General features: G+C 66.2%; 17 protein-coding genes. 11 read left to right on the top strand and 6 right to left on the bottom strand.

The window, feature by feature from the left end; translation table 11 throughout:
* Positions 1 to 48: 48 nt before the first annotated feature.
* Both K9B33_RS01790 and K9B33_RS01785 read left to right on the top strand, forming a co-directional pair.
* The gene (locus K9B33_RS01790; protein WP_224546222.1) at positions 49 to 1,872 is read left to right on the top strand and encodes a M2 family metallopeptidase; all 1,824 of its coding nucleotides are present in this window, start codon (positions 49 to 51) and stop codon (positions 1,870 to 1,872) included.
* Positions 1,873 to 1,903: 31 nt separating this feature from the next.
* Entirely contained in the window at positions 1,904 to 3,052 is a 1,149-nt protein-coding gene (locus K9B33_RS01785; RefSeq protein WP_224546221.1) for a sensor domain-containing diguanylate cyclase, read from the top strand.
* 5 nt (positions 3,053 to 3,057) lie between these two features.
* Here the strand turns inward: K9B33_RS01785 and K9B33_RS01780 are convergent, their stop codons facing one another.
* Positions 3,058 to 4,512 (bottom strand): AMP nucleosidase, encoded by a 1,455-nt coding sequence (locus tag K9B33_RS01780; protein ID WP_224546220.1) that lies wholly within the window; start codon positions 4,510 to 4,512, stop codon positions 3,058 to 3,060.
* 93 nt (positions 4,513 to 4,605) lie between these two features.
* Complete coding sequence (locus K9B33_RS01775) at positions 4,606 to 5,088, bottom strand: peroxiredoxin (protein ID WP_224546219.1); 483 nt, start codon at positions 5,086 to 5,088, stop codon at positions 4,606 to 4,608.
* A 142-nt stretch (positions 5,089 to 5,230) separates the two neighbouring features.
* On the opposite strand from K9B33_RS01775, the gene K9B33_RS01770 reads away from it, so the two are divergent.
* The 9 genes from K9B33_RS01770 (at position 5,231) to trxA (ending at position 18,743) form a co-directional block, all read left to right on the top strand.
* Positions 5,231 to 5,791, top strand: a complete 561-nt coding sequence (locus K9B33_RS01770) for a YqgE/AlgH family protein (RefSeq protein ID WP_224546296.1) — start codon at positions 5,231 to 5,233, stop codon at positions 5,789 to 5,791.
* Between the two features lie 142 nt (positions 5,792 to 5,933).
* On the top strand, positions 5,934 to 7,352 hold the full coding sequence (gene ahcY / locus K9B33_RS01765; protein ID WP_224546218.1) for an adenosylhomocysteinase: 1,419 nt from the start codon (positions 5,934 to 5,936) through the stop codon (positions 7,350 to 7,352).
* A gap of 172 nt (positions 7,353 to 7,524) precedes the next feature.
* On the top strand, positions 7,525 to 9,873 hold the full coding sequence (locus K9B33_RS01760) for a sensor histidine kinase (RefSeq protein ID WP_224546217.1): 2,349 nt from the start codon (positions 7,525 to 7,527) through the stop codon (positions 9,871 to 9,873).
* Positions 9,874 to 9,904: 31 nt separating this feature from the next.
* Complete coding sequence (tsaE, locus tag K9B33_RS01755) at positions 9,905 to 10,324, top strand: tRNA (adenosine(37)-N6)-threonylcarbamoyltransferase complex ATPase subunit type 1 TsaE (RefSeq protein ID WP_263499440.1); 420 nt, start codon at positions 9,905 to 9,907, stop codon at positions 10,322 to 10,324.
* On the top strand, positions 10,321 to 11,307 hold the full coding sequence (locus tag K9B33_RS01750; protein WP_224546295.1) for an aminoglycoside phosphotransferase family protein: 987 nt from the start codon (positions 10,321 to 10,323) through the stop codon (positions 11,305 to 11,307). Before tsaE ends, K9B33_RS01750 begins: the two co-directional genes overlap by 4 nt.
* Positions 11,304 to 12,014, top strand: coding sequence for a nucleotidyltransferase family protein (locus tag K9B33_RS01745; protein ID WP_224546214.1), 711 nt, complete (start codon positions 11,304 to 11,306; stop codon positions 12,012 to 12,014). The genes K9B33_RS01750 and K9B33_RS01745 overlap by 4 nt, the downstream gene beginning before the upstream one ends.
* The gene (gene addB / locus K9B33_RS01740; protein ID WP_224546212.1) at positions 12,007 to 14,976 is read left to right on the top strand and encodes a double-strand break repair protein AddB; all 2,970 of its coding nucleotides are present in this window, start codon (positions 12,007 to 12,009) and stop codon (positions 14,974 to 14,976) included. Before K9B33_RS01745 ends, addB begins: the two co-directional genes overlap by 8 nt.
* Entirely contained in the window at positions 14,957 to 18,394 is a 3,438-nt protein-coding gene (addA, locus tag K9B33_RS01735; RefSeq protein ID WP_224546211.1) for a double-strand break repair helicase AddA, read from the top strand. Before addB ends, addA begins: the two co-directional genes overlap by 20 nt.
* A gap of 28 nt (positions 18,395 to 18,422) precedes the next feature.
* Positions 18,423 to 18,743: a thioredoxin TrxA gene (trxA, locus tag K9B33_RS01730; RefSeq protein ID WP_066602036.1), complete on the top strand. Its 321-nt coding sequence runs from the start codon at positions 18,423 to 18,425 to the stop codon at positions 18,741 to 18,743.
* A 55-nt stretch (positions 18,744 to 18,798) separates the two neighbouring features.
* Here the strand turns inward: trxA and K9B33_RS01725 are convergent, their stop codons facing one another.
* Genes K9B33_RS01725 through K9B33_RS01710 form a run of 4 tightly spaced genes read right to left on the bottom strand, consistent with a single transcriptional unit; the run spans position 18,799 to position 23,019 of the window.
* Positions 18,799 to 19,407: a glutathione S-transferase family protein gene (locus tag K9B33_RS01725; protein ID WP_224546210.1), complete on the bottom strand. Its 609-nt coding sequence runs from the start codon at positions 19,405 to 19,407 to the stop codon at positions 18,799 to 18,801.
* A gap of 11 nt (positions 19,408 to 19,418) precedes the next feature.
* Positions 19,419 to 20,213, bottom strand: coding sequence for an inositol monophosphatase family protein (locus K9B33_RS01720; RefSeq protein WP_411973973.1), 795 nt, complete (start codon positions 20,211 to 20,213; stop codon positions 19,419 to 19,421).
* Positions 20,213 to 21,439, bottom strand: coding sequence for a bifunctional glutamate N-acetyltransferase/amino-acid acetyltransferase ArgJ (argJ, locus tag K9B33_RS01715; protein ID WP_224546209.1), 1,227 nt, complete (start codon positions 21,437 to 21,439; stop codon positions 20,213 to 20,215). Before argJ ends, K9B33_RS01720 begins: the two co-directional genes overlap by 1 nt.
* Before the next feature lie 32 nt (positions 21,440 to 21,471).
* Positions 21,472 to 23,019 (bottom strand): ArnT family glycosyltransferase, encoded by a 1,548-nt coding sequence (locus K9B33_RS01710; protein ID WP_224546208.1) that lies wholly within the window; start codon positions 23,017 to 23,019, stop codon positions 21,472 to 21,474.
* Between the last annotated feature and the right edge of the window lie 224 nt (positions 23,020 to 23,243).

The raw sequence follows: 23,243 nt of genomic DNA, 5'->3' as shown, positions 1-23,243 counted from the left end.
TCGCCAAGCCAAGTCACCTTCCCCGTCATAACCGATCAGGGGAACCTCATGAAAATCGCTATATCGATGGCCGCGCTTGCGGCCGCCCTCGTTGTTTCGCCGGTATTGGCGCAGCAGTCACCCGCTGCCGCCGCGCCCACCGCGGCCGAAGCCGACGCGTTCCTCGCCAAGGCGGAGAAGGCGCTGTTCGACCAGTCGATCGTCAGCGGCCGCGCGGCATGGATCAACGCGACCTACATCACCGACGATACCGACGCGATCGCGTCCTATTTCGGCGCGATCGACACCAAGCAGCGGGTCGATTATGCGCTGGAGGCGGCGAAATACGCGACCGCGCCGGGGCTGAGCATGGAGACGAAGCGTCGGCTGACGCTGCTGCGCACCGCGTTGACGCTGCCCGCGCCGACGACGCCGGGCGCCGCCGAAGAACTGAACGATCTCGCGACCAAGCTGCAGTCCGCCTATGGCAAGGGGAAGGGGACGCTGAAAGGCCAGCCGATCAACGGCAGCGATATCGAAGAGCAGATGGGGATCAACCGCAACCCCGACGAACTCAGGGAAATGTGGGTCAGTTGGCACGACAATGTCGGCGCGCCGATGCGGACCGACTATGCGAAGCTGGTCGATATCGCCAATGCAGGGGCCAAGGAGCTGGGCTTTGCCGATACCGGCGCGATGTGGCGGTCCAAATATGACATGCCGGCCGACGATTTCGCCAAGCTGACCGACAAGATCTGGGCGGAGGTCAAGCCGCTCTATGACGATCTCCATTGCTACACGCGCACCAAGCTGAACGAGAAATATGGCGATGCGGTGCAGCCCAAGACCGGGCCGATCCGCGCCGACCTGCTGGGCAATATGTGGGCGCAGGAATGGGGCAATATCTACGACGTCGTCGCACCGCAGGGCGCGGGCGATCTCGGCTTCGATACGACCGATCTGCTGAAGGCCAAGGGCTATGACCCGGTCAGGATGGTGAAGACGGGCGAGGGTTTCTACAGCTCGCTGGGGTTCGAGCCGTTGCCGCAGACTTTCTGGGAGCGGTCGCAGATTACCAAGCCGCGCGACCGCGAGGTCATCTGTCATGCCTCCGCCTGGGACATCGACAACAAGAACGACATCCGCATCAAGATGTGCACGAAGGTGAATGGCGATGATTTCGTCACCATCCATCATGAACTGGGCCATAATTATTACCAGCGCGCCTATCAGAAGCATAGCCAGCTCTATCTGGATGGCGCCAATGACGGCTTCCATGAAGCGATCGGCGATTTCGTCGCTTTGTCGATCACGCCCGACTATCTGGTGAAGATCGGCCTGCTCGATCCGGCCAAGGTGCCGGGCGCGGACAAGGATCTGGGCCTGTTGCTGCGGCAGGCGATGGACAAGGTCGCCTTCCTGCCCTTCGGCCTGCTGATCGACAAATGGCGCTGGGGCGTGTTCGACGGATCGATTCCGCAGAGCCAGTATGAAAAAGGCTGGACCGACCTGCGCCTGCAATATCAGGGCATCACGCCGCCCGTATCCCGCGACGAGACGAAGTTCGACGCCGGCGGCAAATATCATATTCCCGGCAACACGCCCTACACGCGCTACTTCCTGGCGCGGGTGCTGCAGTTCCAATTCTATGAGGCGGCGTGCAAGCAGGCCGGCTGGAAAGGGCCGCTGCATCGCTGTTCTTTCTACGGAAACAAGGCTGTAGGCGCGAAACTTGATGCCATGTTGCAAATGGGTGCGTCAAAGCCTTGGCCCGACGCGTTGCAAGCCTTTACCGGCAGTCGCGAAATGTCAGGCAAGGCGCTGGTCAATTATTTCGCACCATTGCAGAAGTGGTTGATTACGCAAAATAAAGGCAAGTCCTGTGGGTGGTAAGCCGGAGTAAATCTTGGTAAATGGCTGGTGTATGAACGCACCAGCCATTCTCCTGTCCCTGCTGTTCGGCACCGCTGCCGTCATGACCGTCGCGCTGACTGTGGCGTGGCTGCATTTCGGTCGACAACGGCATGTCCTGACATGGACCGCCTCCTACGGCATCGGCATGGTGCAATGGACGGCCAATGCCTGCGGCTTCTTCCTCAAAAGTCCCGGCTGGTTCATCGTCACCGGCGTCGGACTGATCATCAGCGGATCCTTGCTGGCGATCGGCATTCGCCAGCGATCGGGGAAACCGTTGCGGCTGGCCGGATTCGTCATTCCCGCGATTATCGTGATCCTGGCCATGGCGTTCGCCATCGGTCCGGCCGGCAGCCAGATCATGCAGGGCCTGATCATCCCCGCCTATGTCGGCGCATTGCTGGCGGCGAGCGCCGTGTCGCTTTGGCCCAGGGACCGGTCTTTCACGCCCCCGGAGCTGGTGTTCTTCCTCGCCCTGCTGGCCTTCGTCATCGTCCAGCTGGCGCTGGCGGGGTCGGCCATGATGATTCGCGGACCCGAGATGGGGAAGGATCTCTATCGCCTGATCTTCAGCATCTTCATGCCGACCATCTATGTGGCCACCGCCGTCACGGCGGTGCTGGTGGTCGCGGGCGACCTGGCCCAGCAACTGCGCACGCAGATGCGTCATGATCCGCTGACCCAGGTCTTGAACCGCCGGGGTCTGGACGAGGCGGCGGCGCGGGCGATGGCGCTTGCCCGGCGGCAGAGCCTGCCGCTGGCGCTGGTCGTGTGCGATCTCGATGGGTTCAAGGCGCTCAATGACGGCCATGGCCATATTGCGGGCGATCAGGCGCTAAAAGGCTTCGCTCAGTTGCTCACCAACGCGGTGCGTCGCGGCGATGTCGTGGGGCGGATGGGCGGCGACGAATTCGGGCTGCTGCTGATGAACACCAGCGCCGGCGCCGCCGCAGACGTGATGGAACGCGTACGTAGCGAGGTCGGTCACCTGGCGCTGCCGGGATTTCCCGACGTCTGGCTGCGCGCCAGTTTCGGCGTGTCCGAACTGGCCGCCGCCGACATCCAGATGGAAGATTTGGTCGCGCGGGCGGATGCGGCCCTTTATGCCGCCAAGAAGAACGGCAAGGACCGCATCAGCATCTGGCAGGAAGCGGCTTAAACCACTTAGCGGAACGGCGGTTCGTTGAAGGCGCGCAGCTTGCGGCTGTGCAGCTTTGCGCCTTCCTCGCGCAGCAGTTCGCAGGTCATCAGGCCCACGCGCAAATGGCTGGCGATGGCTTCCTCATAGAAGCGGTTGGCCTGTCCCGGCAGCTTGAGTTCGCCATGGATCGGCTTGTCGGATACGCACAGCAACGTGCCGTAGGGAACGCGGAAGCGATAGCCCTGAGCCGCGATGGTCGCCGATTCCATGTCGATGCCGACCGCGCGCGACAGGCTGAAGCGCAGGGCCGAGCTGGAATAGCGCAATTCCCAGTTGCGATCGTCGGTGGTGACGACCGTGCCGGTGCGCAGGCGGCGCTTGAAATCCTCCGGATCGCTGTGACCCAGCACGGCTTCGGCAGCCTGCGCCATGGCGACCTGCACTTCGGCGATCGCCGGCACCGGAATTTCGGGCGGCAGCATCTCGTCCAGCACATGATCGTCGCGCAGATAGGCGTGGGCCAGCACATAGTCGCCGATCCGCTGGCTGGGACGCAGGCCGCCGCAATGACCGATCATCAGCCAGGCTTCCGGACGCACGACGGCGAGATGATCGCAGATGGTCTTTGCGTTGGATGGGCCGACGCCGATATTGACCAGGGTGATGCCGCTGCGGTCCGGCGCGATCAGGTGATAGGCGGGCATCTGGTGCCGGCGCCAGGCGCTGTCGGCGATCATCCGCGCCGGGTCGGCGGTTTCCGGGGTCACATAGACGCCGCCGGCGCCCGACAAGGCCGTGTAGCGGCTGCCTTCGCGCTGTAGCTCATCGCAGGCCCAGGCGACGAATTCGTCGACATAGCGGTGATAGTTGGTGAAGAGAATATAGCGCTGCACATGTTCGGCCGGCGTGCCGGTATAATGTTTCAGGCGCGCCAGCGAGAAATCGGTGCGCAATCCGTCGAACAGGGCAAGCGGGCGATCGCCGTTCGGATCGGGCATGAACAGGCCGTCGGCGATCTCGTCACCGATCTCCGCCAGTTCGGTGGCGGGGAAGTGGCGAGCCAGTTCGGTCGGCGGCGTGCCATCCAGCGCGCTCATGTCCAGGCCGTCCAGCACATAGGGGAAGGGGATCTGCTGTTCGCTCAGCCCGGCCTCCACGTCGACGCCATAGTCGCGGACGAGCAGGTCGATCTGTTCGGCGAGATAGTCGGCGAACATGGCGGGGCGGGTTACGGTGGTGACGTAGCGTCCCGGCTTGGAGAGGCGGGCGAAGGAGCGGCCCGGCGGCGGCGCATCGCTGTCGCCATGATAGACGATGCGCAGCTCAGGATAGCAGTAGCGCCGGTCGGCCTTGGCCTCTGGCGGCGGGACGCTGCCGTCGCGGGCGTAGGCCCGCATCGCTTCGCGCAGATTTTCGATGGATGTCCGATAGATACGGTCAAGTTGCGTGACCGTTGCGCTGCCGATGCTTTGTGTCATCGCCCCCTGTTACCGCCTTTGCGTGACGGAAGGAAGACGCAGCGTGCAGATCGGGCGGCGGACTTGAAATCCGCCGCCCGATCGCCTTTGTAACTAGAGCTGTTCGAGCATATGGTCGGCCGAGGAGACCTTGAAGTCGCCGGGCGCTTCGACGTTCAGCTCCGCGACCACGCCATCCTTGACGATCATCGAGAAACGCTGGCCGCGCTGGCCCAGGCCGAACTTGCTGCCGTCCATGGTCAGGCCCACGGCCTGTGCGAAATCGCCATTGCCGTCGGCGAGCATCGTGACCTTGCCGTCCGCGCCGGCCGACTTGCCCCAGGCGCCCATGACGAAGGCGTCGTTGACGGCGGTGCAGGCGATTTCGTCCACGCCCTTCGCCTTGAGCGCTTCGCTCTTGTCGATGAAGCCGGGCAGGTGCTTGGCCGAACAGGTGGGGGTGAAGGCGCCGGGAACCGAGAAGATGGCGACGGTCTTGCCGGCGAAATAGTCGTCCGAAGCCACGGCTTCAGGGCCGTTTTCGGTCATCTGGGTGAAGGTGGTGCTGGGAAGGCGATCGCCTTTGGAAATGGTCATGTCTGTCTCCTGGCCTATGACGGGCGGGAGGTCGGCGCTGGCACGGCCGCTGTCAAGACGCCCGGCCAGTTATATGTCACGACGCCCTGCCGATGCGACCATGCGTCCTTGGCAAGGGCCGGAGGCGGGCTATATTCAGGACATGATCCAGACGCGCTTCTATGGCGGGCATTTCCTGCTCGCCCTTCCCGGCATGGCGGACATGCGGTTCGACCATTCGGTCGTGGCGCTATGCGTCCATGATGATAATGGCGCGCTCGGCATTGCGGTCGATCAGGAGATAGAGGGCGTTTCGCTGCGCGAACTGCTCGAAAGCTTCGATATCGACGGCAGCCAGGTGGCCGACACGCCGGTGCTGCGCGGAGGGCCTGTCGAACCACGGCGTGGCTTCGTCCTCCATTCGCTCGACTGGGGCGGCCAGGACATGGTGCAGGTGGGCGGTCGGTGGGGGCTTTCGGGGTCGCTCGACATATTGAAGGCGATCGCACGGGGAAGGGGGCCAAGCCGTTATCTGGTCGCGCTCGGCTATGCCGGCTGGGGGGCGGGGCAACTGGAACAGGAAATGGGCGGGGAAAGCTGGTTTCTCGCCGATGGCGATCCCGACCTGCTGTTCGACGTGCCGACGTCCCGCAAATGGGCGGCGGCCTACGCTGCGGCGGGTGTGGATGCGTCCCACCTCGTCCCCGGCGCCGGATCGGCCTGAAGGAGAGATGTTCTTCGGCAGGCACATAAAGAAATCTTTATATGAGTTGCCATGCGCATTGCCGGTTGGTAAGGCGCATTCCATCGCCACCGCCCGCCTTGTCGCTGGCGGGGCTCCATTCTAAGCTGACGGAGATACGCTCGTGGCCACTGCACCCGCCACCCAGGCGCAGGATTATGTCATCGCCGATATCGCCCTTGCCGCCTTTGGCCGCAAGGAAATGGATATCGCCGAAACCGAAATGCCCGGCCTGATGGCGCTGCGCGCCGAGTTCGGCCCGTCGCAGCCGCTGAAGGGCGCGCGCATCACCGGATCGCTGCACATGACGATCCAGACCGCCGTGCTGATCGAGACGCTGACGGCGCTGGGCGCGGAAGTTCGCTGGGCGACCTGCAACATCTATTCCACGCAGGACCATGCCGCCGCCGCGATCGCCGCGTCGGGCGTGCCGGTCTTCGCGATCAAGGGCGAGACGCTCCAGGAATATTGGGACTATGTCGAGCGCATCTTCGACTGGCACACCGATGAATCCGGCGTCTGCAACATGATCCTGGACGATGGCGGCGACGCCACCATGTTCGCGCTGTGGGGCGCGCGTGTCGAGGCGGGCGAGGAACTGTTCACGCCGTCGAACGAGGAAGAGGAAATCTTCTGTTCGGTGCTGAAGCGCGTGCTGGCCGAACGTCCCGGCTTCCTGACCAAGACGGTCGCCGCCATCAAGGGCGTGTCGGAAGAAACCACCACCGGCGTCCATCGCCTGTATGAACTGGCGAAGAAGGGCAAGTTGCCCTTCCCGGCGATCAACGTGAACGACAGCGTCACCAAGTCGAAGTTCGACAACCTCTATGGCTGCAAGGAATCGCTGGTCGACGCGATCCGTCGCGGGACCGACGTCATGCTGGCGGGCAAGATTGCCTGCGTCGCGGGCTTCGGCGATGTCGGCAAGGGGTCGGCGGCCTCGCTCCGCAATGGCGGCGCGCGCGTCCTGGTGACCGAAGTCGATCCGATCTGCGCGTTGCAGGCGGCGATGGAAGGCTATGAAGTCGTGACGATGGAAGAGGCCGCGCCGCGCGCCGACATCTTCGTCACCGCGACCGGCAATGAAGGCGTGCTGACCGTCGATCATATGCGCGCGATGAAGAATATGGCGATCGTGTCCAACATCGGCCATTTCGACAGCGAGATCGAGATTGCCGGTCTGTCCAACATGAAGTGGACCGAGATCAAGCCGCAGGTCGATGAAGTCGAATTCCCCGACGGCAAGAAGATCATCGTCCTGTCGAAGGGCCGCCTGGTCAATCTGGGCAACGCCACTGGCCATCCCAGCTTCGTGATGTCGGCCAGCTTCACCAATCAGACGCTGGCGCAGATCGAACTGTGGACCAAGAGCGAGACCTACGGCAACGACGTCTATGTCCTGCCCAAGCATCTCGACGAGAAGGTCGCCGAACTGCATCTGGAAAAGCTGGGCGTGAAGCTGACAAAGCTGAGCCAGCGTCAGGCCGATTATATCGGCGTGCCGGTGGAAGGCCCGTTCAAGCCCGATCACTACCGCTACTAAATGGCGCGGGCGCTGCTGAACAACGGGGCGCTACAGCAAGACACGGAAGAGGGAGGCGGCGACGCCTCCCTTTTTTCTCGTGCGCCTTCTTGGCCATGCGATCGATCTGGGTTAGGCCCAACCGGCTTATGAACAGGGACAGCAAGGCTCAGCGCGCACGGACAAGAATGTCATGACGACATTATCCCCCTATGCCGCGATCATTTTCGGCGTGGTGCTGGCCGGCTGGCTGGGCGCTGCCGTCTGGGCGCTGGTCAGCGGCCAGCGGATGCGGCGTGAGGGCACGCATGCGCAGGGCAAGCTCGATCGGCTGACCATGTTGCTGGCATCCGCGCCGGCCGCGCCGATCATCGTCCACCCCGATGGGCGGCTGGAAGCGGCCGATCGCCTGGCCAAATGGCTGGGAAAGCCGCGCGTACCGACCTTCGCCTCCGAACTCACGGCGCCTGACGGCGGGCTGGAACCGGAAGACGCGGCTGCTTTGGCGCAGGAGATCGCCTCGGCCCAGCGCGCGGGCAAGAGCTTCGCTCTGCCGGTGCGCGGCCAAGGATCGTCGCGCCTGCTGCTGGTGCGCGGCGCGCCGGCCGGGCCGGGCATCGCGGCCAGCGGCGGCGTCATCCTATGGATTTTCGACGCGACCGACAGCCAGGCGGAAATCCAGTCGCTGCGCGGCCATGTCGAGCAGTTGCGCGATGCGCTGGAGGCGCTGGCCGGGCTGGTCGAGGCCGCGCCCTTCCCGATGTGGCACCGCACCCCCGACCTGCGCCTCAGCCTGGTCAACAGCGCCTATGTCCGCGCGGTCGACGGGCAGGGGGCGGGCGATGTCATCGCCCATGGCACCGAACTGGTGGAAACCGTCGCGGGCCTGACGCCAGAGGCCGCCGCCGCCGAAGCGATCACCCGCGACGAACCGATCGAACGGATGGTGCCCGCTACGATCGATGGCGAACGGCGCACGATGCGCGTTGTCGATGTGCCTCTGGGGGCGGCGGGCGTCGCGGGCTATGCCGTCGACCAGCATGAACTGGAACAGGCGCGGGTCGAGCATCGGCGGCTGGAGGCGGCGCAGCGCGACCTGCTCGACCGGCTGTCCGCCGGCGTCGCCCGCTTCGGCCCCGACCGGGCCTTGCGCTTCTGGAACCAGCCCTTCATCAGCCTGTTCGGCCTGCATCAGGATGCGCTGGCCGACGCCCCGCTGTTCGAGCGGGTGCTGGACCAGATGCGCGACGCGCGGCGGCTGCCCGAACATCGCGACTTTCCGGCCTGGCGGGCGGAGCGGCGGCAATGGTTCCTGTCGCCCGATCCGCTGGAGGAAAACTGGCTGCTGCAGGATGGCACCCATTTGCGCGTTTATGCCCAGCCTTTGCCCGATGGCGGCCTGCTGCTGATCTTCGAGGACCGGACCGAGCAAGTGCAATTGTCGAGCGCGCGCGACACGCTGCTGCGGGTACGGACGGCGACCTTCGACAATCTGTTCGAATCGATCGGGGTATTCGCATCCGACGGCCGCTTGCAGATGTGGAACAGCCGCTTCCGCATCATCTGGGGTGCCAGCGAGGATCTGCTGGCGGGGCATCCGCGCATCGACGATCTGATGCGGGCGGTGCAGACCCAGTTGGCCAAGCCGGAACAGGCCAATCTGGTGCGCGAACTGGTGCGCGCCGCCACGATCGAGCGCAAGCAGCGTATCGGCCATGTCGGTTTCGCCGATGGGCGCATCTTCGAATTCGCCGCGATCCCGCTGCCCGACGGCAATGCGTTGTTCACCATGCTGGACGTGACCGACAGCCGCCGGGTGGAACAGGTGCTGCGCGACCGGAACGAAGCATTGGAGCAGGCGGATAAGGTCAAGACCGCCTTCGTCACCAATATGAGTTATGAACTGCGCACCCCGCTCACCACTATTTCCGGTTTCGCCGAGATGATGAGCGCGGGTTATGCGGGGGAACTCAGCCCATCGGCCGCCGAATATGTCGATGGCATCCTCAAAAGTACGGCCCGCCTGTCGATGCTGATCGACAATGTGCTGGACCTGACCCAGGGCGAAGTCGGCACGCTGCCTATCGATCATGTCCGCGTCGACCTGGCCACCGTGGTGCGGGGCAGCGCCAGCCGGATGATGATGGATGCCACCGCCAAGGGCATGGAAATCGATTTGACGCTGCAAGACAGTCTGGGCGCGGTGCAGGGCGACGCCCGGCGGATCGGCCAGGCGATCGATCATCTGCTGGAAAATGCGATCCGCTATTGCGGCAAGGGCGCCCGCATCCTGCTGCATGGAGACGGCATGACTGACAAGGCGCGGATCGTCGTGTCGGACAATGGCCCTGGCATTGCGGCAGGGCAGCAGGCGGCGATCTTCGATCCGGCGGCGCGCGCGGGACAGGCGCGCAACGGCGGCCGGGCGGGGATCGGCCTGCCGCTGGCGCGGCAACTGGCCGAAGCGCATGGCGGCACGTTGCAACTGGTGTCGGAAGCCGGGCAGGGGACCATGGCCGTGATCGAACTGCCGCGTGGCTGAAGCGGTCGTGCACCTCGACGGTGAAGCGGCGATGCTGGACCTGGGCCGGCGGATCGCCGGCCATGCGCGGATCGGCGATGTGATCGCGCTGGAAGGCGGGCTCGGCGCGGGCAAGACGACGCTGGCGCGCGGTCTGCTGGAGGCCTTGGGGCTGGAAGGCGAAGCGCCCAGTCCCAGCTTCGCCATCGTCCAGCCCTATGACGTGCCGGAGGTGCGCCTGCCGGTCGCCCATGTCGATCTCTACCGGCTGGACGATGCGGCCGAAGCCGAGGAACTGGCGCTGGGCGACTATCTGATGGACAGTCTGCTCATCATCGAATGGCCCGACCGGCTGGGCGATGCCCTGTGGCCCCATGCCCTGCGGTTGAGCATCGACTTTGCAGGCGAGGATGCGCGGCGCTTGACAGCGGACGTGCCGGACGCTTGGACGGAGCGATGGTCACAGATATGATCCCGCCCGCCACCGCGCCCGCCTTTCTCGCCGACGCGGGATGGGGGGACGCCGCCATCGTACCGCTTGCCGGCGACGCGTCCTTCCGCCGCTATTTCCGCGTGCTGGACGGCGGCCGTCGCGCCGTGCTGATGGATGCGCCGCCACCGCATGAAGACCCGCGCCCGTTCATCGCCATCGCCGAGCATCTGCTGGCCGACGGCTTCGCCGCGCCGCGGATATTGGCGCGCGATCTGAAGCAGGGCCTCGTTCTGATCGAGGATTTCGGCGACCTGCGGGTCAAGGAGCATCTGGACGCTGATCCGGCCGAAGAAATGGCGACCTACGCCCGTGCGATCGACCTGCTCGCCGACCTGCATCGCCTGCCCGCGGCGCTAGTGCCGCCCTATGATCGCGCCGTCTATCAGCGGGAGGTCGGGCTGCTGACCGAATGGTATTGCCCGGCGATCGGGCTGGATGTCGATGTCGACGGCTATGTCCGCGCCTGGGATGCGGTGTTGCCCGTCGTGGAGCAGTCGGCCAGCCCGACCGTGACGGTGCTGCGCGATTATCATGCCGAAAATATCATGCTGATCGACCGGGTCGCCTCGCACGGGCTGGGCCTGCTCGATTTTCAGGACGCACTGGCGGGCCACCCGGCCTATGACCTCGTATCGCTGTTGCAGGACGCCCGGCGCGACGTGCCGGTGGAAGTCGAGGCGGCGATGCTGGCCCATTACAAGGCGATGGCCAACCCGCCCGCCGACTTCGACGCCGCCTATGCGGTGCTGGGCGCGCAGCGCAACGCCAAGATCATCGGCATCTTCACCCGGTTGTGGAAACGCGACGGCAAGCCGCGTTATCTCTCCTTCCTGCCGCGTATGTGGGGATTGCTGGAGCGCGATCTGGCCCACCCGGCGCTGGCACCCGTCGCCGACTGGTTCGCTGCCAACATCCCCGCCGACCAGCGCCATGACGCCCTGCAAGAGTTCGCGCCCATATGATCGACACCGCCATGCTGATGGCCGCCGGGCTGGGCAAGCGGATGCGTCCGCTCACCGCGACCCGGCCCAAGCCGCTGGTGAAGGTGGCTGGCAAGCCGCTGATGGACCACGCATTGGACCGGCTGGAAGCGGGCGGGATCAGGAAGGTGGTCGTCAACGTCCATTATCTGGCCGACACGGTCGAGGCGCATCTAAGAGCGCGCAAATGCGGGCTGGATTTCGCCGTTTCTGATGAGCGGACCAGACTGCTGGAAACCGGCGGTGGCCTTATCAAGGCGAAGCCGCTGCTGGGCGACGCGCCCTTCATCTGCGCCAATAGCGACAATCTGTGGATTGACGGGCCGCAGGAGACGCTGGCTGTGATGCAGCGGATCTGGAACCCCGACCGGATGGATGCGCTGTTGCTGCTGGTCCCGCTGGCGCGCGCGAATTGCCATAAGGGGCCGGGCGATTTTCACATGGATGCGGACGGGCGGCTCAGCCGGCGCAAGACCGCCCATGTCGCGCCGTTCGTCTTTACCGGCGTGCAGATATTGTCGCCGTCGTTGCTGGTCGATCCGCCGGGCGACGTGTTTTCCACCAATATCTTCTGGAACCGGGCGATTGAGGCCGGGCGGCTCTACGGGGTGTCGCATCAGGGCCTCTGGTTTGACGTCGGCACGCCCCAGGCTATTCCGGTGGTGGAGTCGATGCTCGCTCATGGGTGAGAAGACGCGCCCCGCGCTCTTCACGATACCCGCGCATCGCGCCTTCGCCGACGCGCTGGCGGCGGGATTGCTGGCGCAGCATCGCGGTGATCCCATGGCGCTGGCGCAGGCTATGGTCCTGCTGCCCAACAACCGCGCGGTCCGGGCGGTGAGCGACGCCTTCGTCCGGCGATCGGGCGGTGGGCTGCTGCTGCCCCGACTGGTCGCGATCGGCGACCCCGATCTGGGGGAACAGGTGGGCGGCGCGCTCGACCCGCTGGGGGAGGCCGACCCCGTCCCGCCGGCGATCGCGCCGATGCGCCGCCAGATGATCCTGGCGCGCATGGTGCAGGATGCGCAGCCGGGTATCGATGCGGGACAGGCGCTGCTGCTGGGACAGGCGCTGGGCGCGGTGCTGGACCAGATGCAGGTGGAGCGCGTGCCGATGACGGCGTTGCGCACGCTGGCGCTGTCGGACGAGCTGTCAAAGCATTGGCAGACGTCGCTGACGATGTTCGAAATTTTGATCGCCCGCTGGCCCGGCGAACTGGCGCGGACCGGGTGCATCGACCTGGCGGATCGGCGCAACCAACTGTTCGATCGGCTGGCGGCGCGCTGGAAGGACCATCCGCCGTCAGGCTTCGTCGTCGCGGCGGGCCTGTCGACCACCGCCCCCGCCGTCGCCAGCCTGCTGCGGCGGATCGGCGCGATGCCCAAGGGCATGGTGGTGTTCGCCGGCCTCGACCAGCATATGGACGATCCGGCATGGCAGGCGATCGGGCCGTTCGATCCCGATCCCCTCACCGGCCGCGCGCCGCAGGGCCATGAAAGCCATCCCCAATATGCGCTGAAGCGCCTGCTCGACCGCATGAGTGCGACACGGGACGATGTCGCTTTATGGCGCTGGGGCAGCGAGCATGATGCGCGGGCGGTGCGTGGGCGCAACATCTCCAACGCGATGCTGCCGCCCCGGCTGACGAGCCGCTGGCGCGACCTCAAGACCGCAGACCGGTCGCTGGCGGGGGTCGTGGCGCTGGAAGTGGCGACGCCGGGCGAGGAAGCGCAGGCCATCGCCATCGCGCTGCGCGAGGCGCTGGAGACGCCGGAACGCACCGCCGCTTTGGTCACGCCCGACCGGCAACTGGCGACGCGGGTGTCGGCGCATCTGCGGCGCTGGGGCATCGAGGCGGACGATACAGCGGGCCTGCCGCTGTCGCGCCTGCCGCCCGGCACGATGCTGATTGCCATGGCGCAGGCGGTGGCGGAACGCTTCGCGCCGGTGGCTTTACTGACCCTGCTCAAACATCCGTTGGTGATGCGGGGCGAGGGGCGTCTGACTTGGCTGGAGGGGGTGCGCGCGCTCGACCTGTTGCTCCGCGGGCCACGGCCGCAGGCGGGGTTGGTCGGCATCGACCTGCTGCTGCATCCACGCGCGGACGACCGGCAGCGAGTGTTGCGCGAGCAGGTGCGCGACTGGTGGCCGATGGCGCGCGCGTTGCTGGAGCCGCTGGAAAGCGCCTTTGCCGCCGCTGCCGACTTGAGCGGACAATTGGCGGCGCTGCGCGAACAGGCCGGCGCCCTGACCAACGATGCCATCTGGGCTGGTCATCAGGGCCATGCCGCCGCCGACCTGTTCGCCGAGATGGAAGCCGCCGCGCCCGAAGGCCCGCGCCAGGCCGATCCGCGCGCGCTGCCGGTGCTGCTAGACCATATGCTGGGCGGCGTATCGGTGCGCCCGCCCCAGGGCGGCCATCCACGCATCAGCATATTGGGGCTGATCGAGGCGCGGCTGATGCAGGCGGACCTCATGGTCCTGGGTGGCCTCAACGAAGGCACCTGGCCCGGCCTGCCTTCGCCCGACCCCTGGCTCGCCCCGCGCATCCGGCGCGAATTGGGGCTGCCGGGGCTGGAGACGCGCATCGGCCTCGCCGCGCATGATTTCGCCGGTGCGCTGGGCGCGCCGCATGTCCTCATCACCCGCGCGCGGCGGGGCAGCAGTGGGCCGGCGGTGGCGTCGCGCTTCTGGCTGCGACTGAAGGCGATGGCCGGGCCGCAATGGAAGACGGCGGACCGCTATGCGGCGCTGGCGCAGGCGATCGACGCGCCGGTCCGGCATAGCCCCGCCAACCGTCCCGCCCCCGCGCCGCCTGCGTCCGTTCGGCCAAATGTGATTCCGGTCACCGATGTCGATCGGCTGAAGGCCGATCCCTATGCCTTCTATGCCAAGCGGGTATTGCGCCTCAATCGGCTCGATCCGGTCGATGCCGATGCCGGCCCGGCCTGGCGTGGGACAGCGGTCCACGATATTCTCCAGCGCTGGGCGGAGGCCGGGACGCTCGATCCCGCCGATCTGGAAGCGCGCGCCCGCGCCATGTTCGACCAGCCCGAAGTCCATCCCTTGCTCAAGGCGCTGTGGCAGCCGCGCCTGATCGAGGCGATCCGCTGGATTGCGGACGAGGTCGCCAGCGACAAGGCGGAGGGCCGCACCATATTGGCGGTCGAGAAGGAAGGCCGCGCCGACATCGCCGGCGTCACCCTGATGGGGAAGGCCGACCGGATCGACCGGCTGGCCGACGGGCGCATCGGCATCATCGATTACAAGACCGGCAAACCGCCCAGCGCGCGGCAGGTGAAGGCGGGCTTTTCGCTGCAACTGGGGCTGCTTGGCATCATCGCCGAACTGGGCGGGTTCGATGGCCTTGGTCCCAATCCGCAAGCGGGCGACTTCGAATATTGGTCGCTCGCCAAGAAGGGCGATCAGTTCGGCTATCGCGAACGGCCGGTCGATCCGATGGGCAAGCGCGACAAGATCGTCACCGACCAGTTCACCGCGCACGCGCATGAACATTTCGAGGAGGTGGCGAACATGTTCCTGCTCGGTGCCGCGCCATTCCGGGCGGAAATCAACCCCGAAGTCGCCAATTATGGCGATTATGACCAGCTTATGCGGCTGGAGGAATGGTATGGCCGCGACGATGGCTAAGGCGCGCGCGCTTCAGAAGTTACTGGGAGATCAGGCGCGCGCCGCCGCGCCCGACGCCCATGTCTGGCTGTCGGCGTCCGCCGGCACTGGCAAGACCCATGTGCTGACCGCCCGCGTCTTTCGCCTGTTGCTGCAAGGCGTGCGGCCGGAAAATATCCTCTGCCTGACCTTCACCAAGGCGGGGGCGGCGGAAATGGCCGACCGCATCCATGATCGCCTCGCTGCCTGGGTGCAGATGGAAGAGGTCGACCTGTTCAACGACCTGGAGGCGCTGGGCGAAGAGTCCGGGCCGGAGGCGCGCGACTATGCCCGTCGCCTCTTTGCCGAAGTGCTGGAATCGACCGGTGGCGGGCTGCGCATCCAGACCATCCACGGTTTTTGCCAGCAATTGCTGACCGCTTTCCCTCTGGAGGCAGACCTGACGCCGGGCTTTCGCCCGCTCGACCAGCGCGAACAAACGAGCCTCGCGCGCCAGACGCTGGCCGACATGGCGGTGCGGGCGCATGAAGTCGGCGACCAAGCGCTGATCGGCGCTTTGCAGGCGATCAGCCTGCGGCTGGGCGAGGGCGGGGCCGAACAGTTTTTGTTGCGCTGCGCGGCGAAAGGCGACGCGCTCGATGCGCTGCCGGAGGCGATCGGGGCTTGGCTGGCGCAGGAACTGGAGCTGCCCGAAGGCGATATCGATCAATGGCTTGCTGACCAATGTTCAGACACGATGTTCGACATGCGCACGCTGGACGGGATCGTGCGCGCCAATGTGGAATGGGGCAAGGGCCGGGGACTGGAGCGGTGCGATCGCATCGCCGCCTGGCGCGCGCTCGATCCGGTCGGGCGGGCGGCGACGCTGGGCGATCTCCATCGTGCCTGGAGCAAGGCGGACGGAGACCTGATCGACGCCAAGGGCTGGGTGCCGCCGATCGACGGTTATATCGAGATGGCGGCGCAGCTCTACGACAGGTGCGGCGCGCTGATCGCGATGAAGCTGCGCGCCGATTATGCCGCGCTGCTGGGTCAGGCGCTCCATGCCGGGCGGGCCTATGCGCGTGATTATGCCCAAGCCAAGCGGCTGGCCGGCGCGGTCGATTTCGACGATCTTATCGCCCGCACCGCCACCCTGCTGGAACAGCCCGGCATTGCCGAATGGATACGCTACAAGCTGGACCAGCGGATCGACCATATATTGGTGGATGAGGCGCAGGACACCAATGCCGCGCAGTGGCGGATCGTCCGTACCCTGGCCGAAGAATTTTTCGCGACCGAGTGGGAGCCGGGCCAGAAGGTCCGCACTATCTTCACCGTGGGCGATTTCAAGCAGGCGATATTCGGCTTTCAAGGCACCAGCCCGGCCAATTTCGCCGCCGCGCGCATATTGTTCCAGCGGGACGCCGATCAATCGGGCCATGATTTCTTCAACCTGTCGCTCGATCGCAGCTTCCGATCGACCCCGGCGGTGCTGGACGTGGTGGACCGCACCATCTCCACGCTCCGCGCCGAACGGCTGGGCATGGACCCCGGCGAGGTGCGCCATGTCAGCGCCAATCGCCATCCGGGTGAAGTGCAATTGTGGAAGCCCGTCGTCGCGGGCCTGTCGGAAGACGCGGAAGGCGAGGAGGATTGGGCCGCCGACCAGGAGCGCGTTCTGGCCGGCAAGATCGCGCGGCAGATCAAGCAGTGGATCGACGACGGGCTGATGCTGGAAAGCCGGGGGCGGCCAGTGCGCGCGGGCGACATCATGATCCTGGTGCGTCGCCGCAGCGAACTGGCGCGGCTGATCGTCGCGCGCCTCTATGAGGAAAAGGTGGCGGTCGCCGGGATCGACCGGTTGCGGCTCAACGCGCCGCTGGCCGTGCGCGACCTGCTCGCCGCATTGCGCTTTGCGGTGCAGCCGGAAGATGAGCTGAACCTGGCGTCATTGCTGGTATCGCCGCTGATCGGCTGGACCCAGGACGAGCTGATGATGCGGCTGATCGGTCGCAAGACCGGGCTGTGGCGGCACCTGAACCAGACGATGGACGATGCGGCGTTGCAGCCGTTGCGCGATCTGCTGGCGGTGGCGGACTTCACCACCCCCTATCGCTATCTGGAGGCGATATTGTCCGGACCGATGGACGGCCGCAGGCGTCTGGTCGAGCGGCTGGGGACAGAGGCCGCCGATCCGATCGAGGAATTGCTGAACGCCGCGCTTGCGTTCGAAAGCGACGATCATCCCTCGCTCCAGCGCTTCATCGACTGGTTCGACCGGGGTGAGGTAGAGATTGTCCGCGATGCCGCGGCGCAGGGCGACATGCTGCGCCTGCTGACCGTCCACGGCGCCAAGGGGTTGCAGGCGCCGATCGTCATTCTGGCGGACACCTGCCTCGATCCCGATGCCGGCAACCGGTCGGACTCGCTGCTGTGGAACGGCCTGCCGATCCTCGCCCCGCGCAAGCCCGAACGGCAGGGGCCGATCGGCGACGTCGCCGAAGCCGCTGCGCAGGTGGAGCGGGAGGAGCATTGGCGGCTGCTCTATGTCGCGCTGACCCGTGCGGAAGAGAAGCTGATCGTCGCCGGATCGCTCGGCCCCCGCGCCAAGGGGGAGGTGAAGCCGGAAAGCTGGTACGCCGCGGTCGAAGGGGCGATGATATCGCTGGGCACGGACTGGGAAGCCGATCCGCTGTGGGGCGGGGTGCGCCGCTGGCGCGGGACGGAGCAGTTGGAACCGCGCAAGGCGGAGGCGGAAGAGGCGCGCGCATCGATGCCGGTCGTCCAGCCCGCATGGCTGCGCGAACCGGCCCCCGCCGAATCGCGCCCGCCCCGGCCGCTCGCGCCGTCCGCCCCGGTGGAGGATGACGTGCCCTATCCGCCACCGACGCAGGCGATGCGGGCCGCGGCCGAACGCGGGCGCTGGCTCCACGCGCTGTTCGAACGGCTGCCCGACCTGTCCGCCGAGCGGCGACGCGATGCGGCGGATCGCTGGCTGGTCCAGCAGGGCGTAGGTGATGCGGCGCAGCGCCATGACGTCATCGACCAGGCGATCAGGGTGATCGAAGCGCCGGATTTCGCGGCCCTGTTCGGCCCCGATGCGCTGGCCGAAGCGCCGATCGCGGCCGTGGTAGGCGAGGCGGTGATCGCCGGCACCGTCGACCGGCTGTGTATCGGCGCGGATCGCATCCAGCTGGTCGATTTCAAGACCGGGCGGATTGCGCCGCTGACGCTGGCCGAAGTGCCGACCGCCCATATCCGCCAGATGGCCGCCTATGTCGCGGCGCTGGGCGTGATCTTCCCCGACCGGCCGATCGAGGCGGGGCTGCTCTACACCAGCGCGCCGCGCCTGATCGTCCTGCCGCCGTCGCTGCTGGTTGCGTACAAGCCGAACTATGTGCCCGCGCAGGAGAATTTGCCGCTCTGGCCCGTTGAGCCTGATGCCCCCGCATCCTAGATAGCGTTTCAAGTAAAGGAGATCACCCATGGCCACCAAGGCAGTTACCGACCTCAGCTTCCAGGATGACGTCATTAATTCGGACAAGCCCGTCCTCGTCGATTTCTGGGCCGAATGGTGCGGGCCGTGCAAGATGATCGGCCCGGCTCTGGAAGAAATTTCCGAAGAACTGGCCGACAAGGTGACGATCGCCAAGATCAACATCGACGAAAATCCCGATGCGCCGGGCCAATATGGCGTGCGCGGCATTCCGACGATGATCCTGTTCAAGAATGGCGAAGCGGCGGCGACCAAGGTCGGCGCCGCGCCCAAGAGCGCGCTCAAGGGCTGGATCGAAAGCGTTCTCTAATGCTCATGCGGTCGTGCCGGGCCGAACGGTCTGGCACGACCGGCACAGCCGGCCCCTATGTCAGCGGGATCATCACCGACTGGGCATAGGCCGGTCGCGCGCGCAGCCGGTCGTACCAGGCACGCACATGCGGCACGTCGGGCCGTTCCATGTCGAGCGTGAAGAAAGTGTGGGCATAGACGCCCATCGGCACGTCCGCGACACCGAAAGCGACACCTGAAAGCCATGGTTGCACTGCGAGCGTGCGGTCCAATATCCGCATCGCCGCGCCCGATGCGGCAGCGGATGTCGCCAGCAACTGTCCATCTCGCTGTTCGGGCCTGTGCCGCACCAATTGCAGGAACGCGTCGCGCTGGGCGTCGGCAAAGGCGAATTGCCAGTCCATCCACTTGTCGCCCTGCGCCCGTTCCGCGGGGTTGGCGGGCCACAGGGCAGGGGCGTATCGCGCCGCCAGATAGCGCAGGATCGCGTTGGATTCCCACAAGGTGACGTCGCCATCCTCGATCGTGGGGATCAGCGCATTGGGGTTTTTCGCCAGATAATCCGCGCTCATGCCGAACGCGCCGCCGACATCGTGGCGGACATAAGGAAGGCCGATCTCGTCGGCGAACCAGACGACCTTCTTCACATTATGCGAGTTCAACCGGCCCCAGATCGTCAGCATCGCATGTCCTTCTATCCGAACAACGTCGCCGCCGCCTTGTCCCACAGCCGGGGCGAAGAAGCGCCCATCAGCCCGCGGCGGAGGTCGCCCACGACATAGGGCGTGCCGTCGGTACGCTGGCAGCAGCCGCCCGCTTCGTTGACGAACAAAGTGCCCGCCGCATGATCCCAGGGCAAGGTCCGCGCAAACACCGACACGTCATTCTGCCCCAGCACCAGCCGGGGATATTGCTCCGCGGCGCAGCGGGGAATGTCCACCAGCGTGAAGCTGGCCTGCGACCGGCGCTGGATGTCGGCGCGTTCTTCCTCCGACATGAAATAGGTCGCCAGCGCCGCGATCGGCAGCGCGCCGCCGGTCTCGCGGGCCTGCACCCGTTCGCCATCGACATGGCTGCCGCCGCCCAGCATCGCGTGGCAGAGCCGTCCGGTCAGCGGGTCGTATATCCAGCCCGCCAGCGTCGTGCCGCCATCGACCAGCGCGACGATGATGCCGAAGGGCGACTGGCCCGCCGCGAAATTGCCGGTGCCGTCGATCGGGTCGATGATCCAGTTCAGCCCTTCGCCCGCCCGGTCGAGTATGGCGGGGTCGGCGGCGCAGGCTTCCTCGCCGATGATCCCGGCTTCGGGCAGGATGGCGGCCAGCCCTTCAGCGAGGCGGATCTCGCTTTCCTTGTCGGCGATGGTGACGAAATCGTTCGCCGCCTTTTCGCTGATCTCGTCGCTGGCCAGATTCTGGTAGCGCGGCATGACGATGTCGCGGCCCACCGATCGCATCAGCGCCACGACGGGATCATGCAGTTCCAGCATCAGCTGCGATAATCCGCGTTGATCGAGATATAGCCGTGGGTCAAGTCGCAGGTCCAGACCTGCGCCCGGCCGTCGCCCAGCCCCAGGTCGACGCCGATCTGGATATCCTGTCCCTTGAGGTGGGCGGCGACTGGCGCTTCGTCATAGCCTTCGACCGCCAGGCCGCCGGTCGCCACCTGCGTCGCGCCGAAGCGGATCGACAGTTTATCGCGGTCGGCCGGTTCGCCCGCCTTGCCCACGGCCATGACGACACGGCCCCAATTGGCGTCCTCGCCGGCGATCGCCGTCTTCACCAGCGGCGAGTTGGCGATCGACAGCGCGATGCGATGGGCGCTGGCGTCGCTGTCCGCGCCTTCGACTATGATGTCGATGAACTTGGTCGCGCCTTCGCCGTCGCGCACCACCAGATGGGCGAGCTGGCGGCAGAGGTCATGCAGCGCCGCGTTGAAGGCGTCGGCGCCGGCGTCGTCCATGCTGGTGATCGGCGCATGGCCCGCCTTGCCGGTGGCGAAGGCCAGCACGGTATCGCTGGTCGATGTGTCGCTATCGACCGTGATGCAGGAGAAGCTCTTGCGGTTCGCCGCCGACAGCATCTGTTGCAACAGGGCCGGATCGATCGCCGCGTCGGTGAAGATATAGCCCAGCATCGTCGCCATGTCGGGCGCGATCATGCCCGATCCCTTGATGATGCCGACCAGTTCCACCCGCTGGTCGCCGATCATCGCCGACACATGGGCGCCCTTGGGGAAAGTGTCGGTCGTGCCGATCGTGGTCGCAGCCTCTTCCCAGTTGCACGGAGCCGCGGTGAAGGCGGCTTCCAGGCCCGCTTCGGCCTTGTCGATGGGCAAAGGCACGCCGATCACCCCGGTCGAGGAGACGAAGATGTCGGAAGGCAGGCAGCCGAGGTGATTGGCGACCTTGGCCGCGATCGCCTCCACCGCGGCGCGGCCGCGATGGCCGGTAAAGGCGTTGGCGTTGCCGGCATTGACCACCAGCGCCCGCGCGGAGCCGAGCGGAATGGCGTCCCGACACCATTCGACTTCGGGCGAGGGGCATTTACTCTGCGTCGTGACGCCCGCGACGGCCGTACCCGCGTTCAGTTCGACATAGGTGAGGTCGCAGCGCGTCCATGCCTTGTATCCGGCGCGGGCGGTGCGTAGCGTCACCCCGTCAATGGCGGGCAAGTCGGGGAATGAGGCGGGTGCAAGGGGCGAGCGCTGGGTCATGCCGCGCGAAATGCGTCAAAATCGGGCAGGGGTCAATCTTTCCGCGACGGGCCTGACGGATGATCGCGCAGGTACAGTTGCCCTACGCCATCGGGCATCGTCACTATGCGATAGCCGTGCTGGCGAGCATAGGCGACCAGCGGGTCATCGGGCCGCAACGGCAATTTGCGGGTGCCCGCTTCATAGCCGGTCAGGATGGCGGCGGGCGGATCGCGGTCCATGTCGGGCAGCGTCGCCGGGATCATGGCGTGGACCTGCCGCGCCAACACCGGCCCCATCGTCCATCCGGTCCGCCAGGCGAAGGGGCCGGCGGCGAAGCGCGGGTCGAGATCGAGACCGCTGCCCAGGATCATGTGTGGCGACAGGGTGGCGATGGCATCGCCCCGGCCCATGGCGCGGACCGTCGCCCCGGCCCAGCGCGCGGCGGCATCCGCTTCCAGCACCGGCGATCCCGTGCGAAGCATCGCTACCACATGCCGGGTCGCGGGTAACATGCCGGGAATGGCGGCCAGACAGAGCAGGCCGAGCGAGGCCTGACGCGGCGCGAACGACCAGCGCCGCGCGTCGTCGAGGAGATAGCCGAGCGCCAGCGCCAGCGGCGGCAGCAGCGGCATGACATATTGCACCTGTGACGGCGTCGGCATCGCCGCGCCGATCAGCGCGCCTGCGCTCATCCAGATCGCCAAACGCCGTCCAGGCGAGCGCACGCGCCGCCGGGTCATGATCCAGTTGGCCGACAGCAGGAGCAAGGCGGCAAGTGCCGGCCCCTTCCACAGATATTTGAGCAGGTCGGTCAGCTTTTCGACGGTCGCCAGTTCATCGAATGCGCCATTGGCCGCATACCAGGCATGGGGAGCGGTCGCGCCGAAGGTCAGCACGCCATAGAAGAAGGCATCGGGTGCCAGCGCCCAGGCGACCAGCATCGGCGTCATGCCCGCCATTGCGCCCGCCGCCAGCCAGCCAGCCGCACGCAGGCCGCAACGGCCGCCGGCGCTGATGACGAACAGACCGGTCATCAGCCCCAGCGGCGCGAAATTGAGTTTGGTCGCGATGGCGAGGCCGAACAGCGATCCCGCCGCGAACCAATAGCGGCGCGTGCAATGGCGCATCGCGAGCAGGCTGACAAGCAGCCCCATGGACGACAAAAGCGTCGGCAGCATGTCGTTGCGCACGACGGCGCCAGTGAACTGGAAGGCGGCGGTCGCCCCGACGAGGAGGGTCGCGATGGCGGCGCTGTCGCGCGAAATGCCCGCGATCCGCTGGCCCGCCCACAGGGTCGCCAGGGTGCACAGGGCGGTGACGGCGGTGGCCAGCCGCATCGCCACCACCATATGGTCGGGGAAGAACAGGGCGAGCGGCGCGAAGGTCCAGCTGTGCAGCGGCGGCTGAAGATAGAGGAAGTCGCGGAAGATCAGCAGGCGGCTGCTGAAATAGGCGCCGGCGACATATTGGCTTTCGTCATGGTCGAACGGGGTCGCGATCGCGGTCAGGCCGAACCAGAGGATCAGCGCCATCGCCACCAGTGTGGCGATCGGCAGGGCGCTGCTGGGCGCGCGCGCCAGGACGATTGAACGAAACAAATGTGCGACCCTTGCTCTTGTCGCGCTCTTGTGGCGCAGCTTGCGCGAAGTGCAAAGCCTTCGCGTTGGCACGACGCCACCGCCCGATCAAAGCCGCCCGACCAATGCCACCTGGCGCAATAGTGTGACGGGCGTGCGACAGCGCGCATGGCAGGGCGGATGACGGGGCGAGTTCAGCCGCAGTCTGATTGACTAAAGGATGTGCCGTGCCTAAATCGCGGCGC

Source organism: Sphingobium sp. 3R8 (assembly GCF_020166615.1).
GTDB lineage: Bacteria > Pseudomonadota > Alphaproteobacteria > Sphingomonadales > Sphingomonadaceae > Sphingobium > Sphingobium bisphenolicum.
This window is presented reverse-complemented; position numbering and strand designations above follow the sequence as displayed.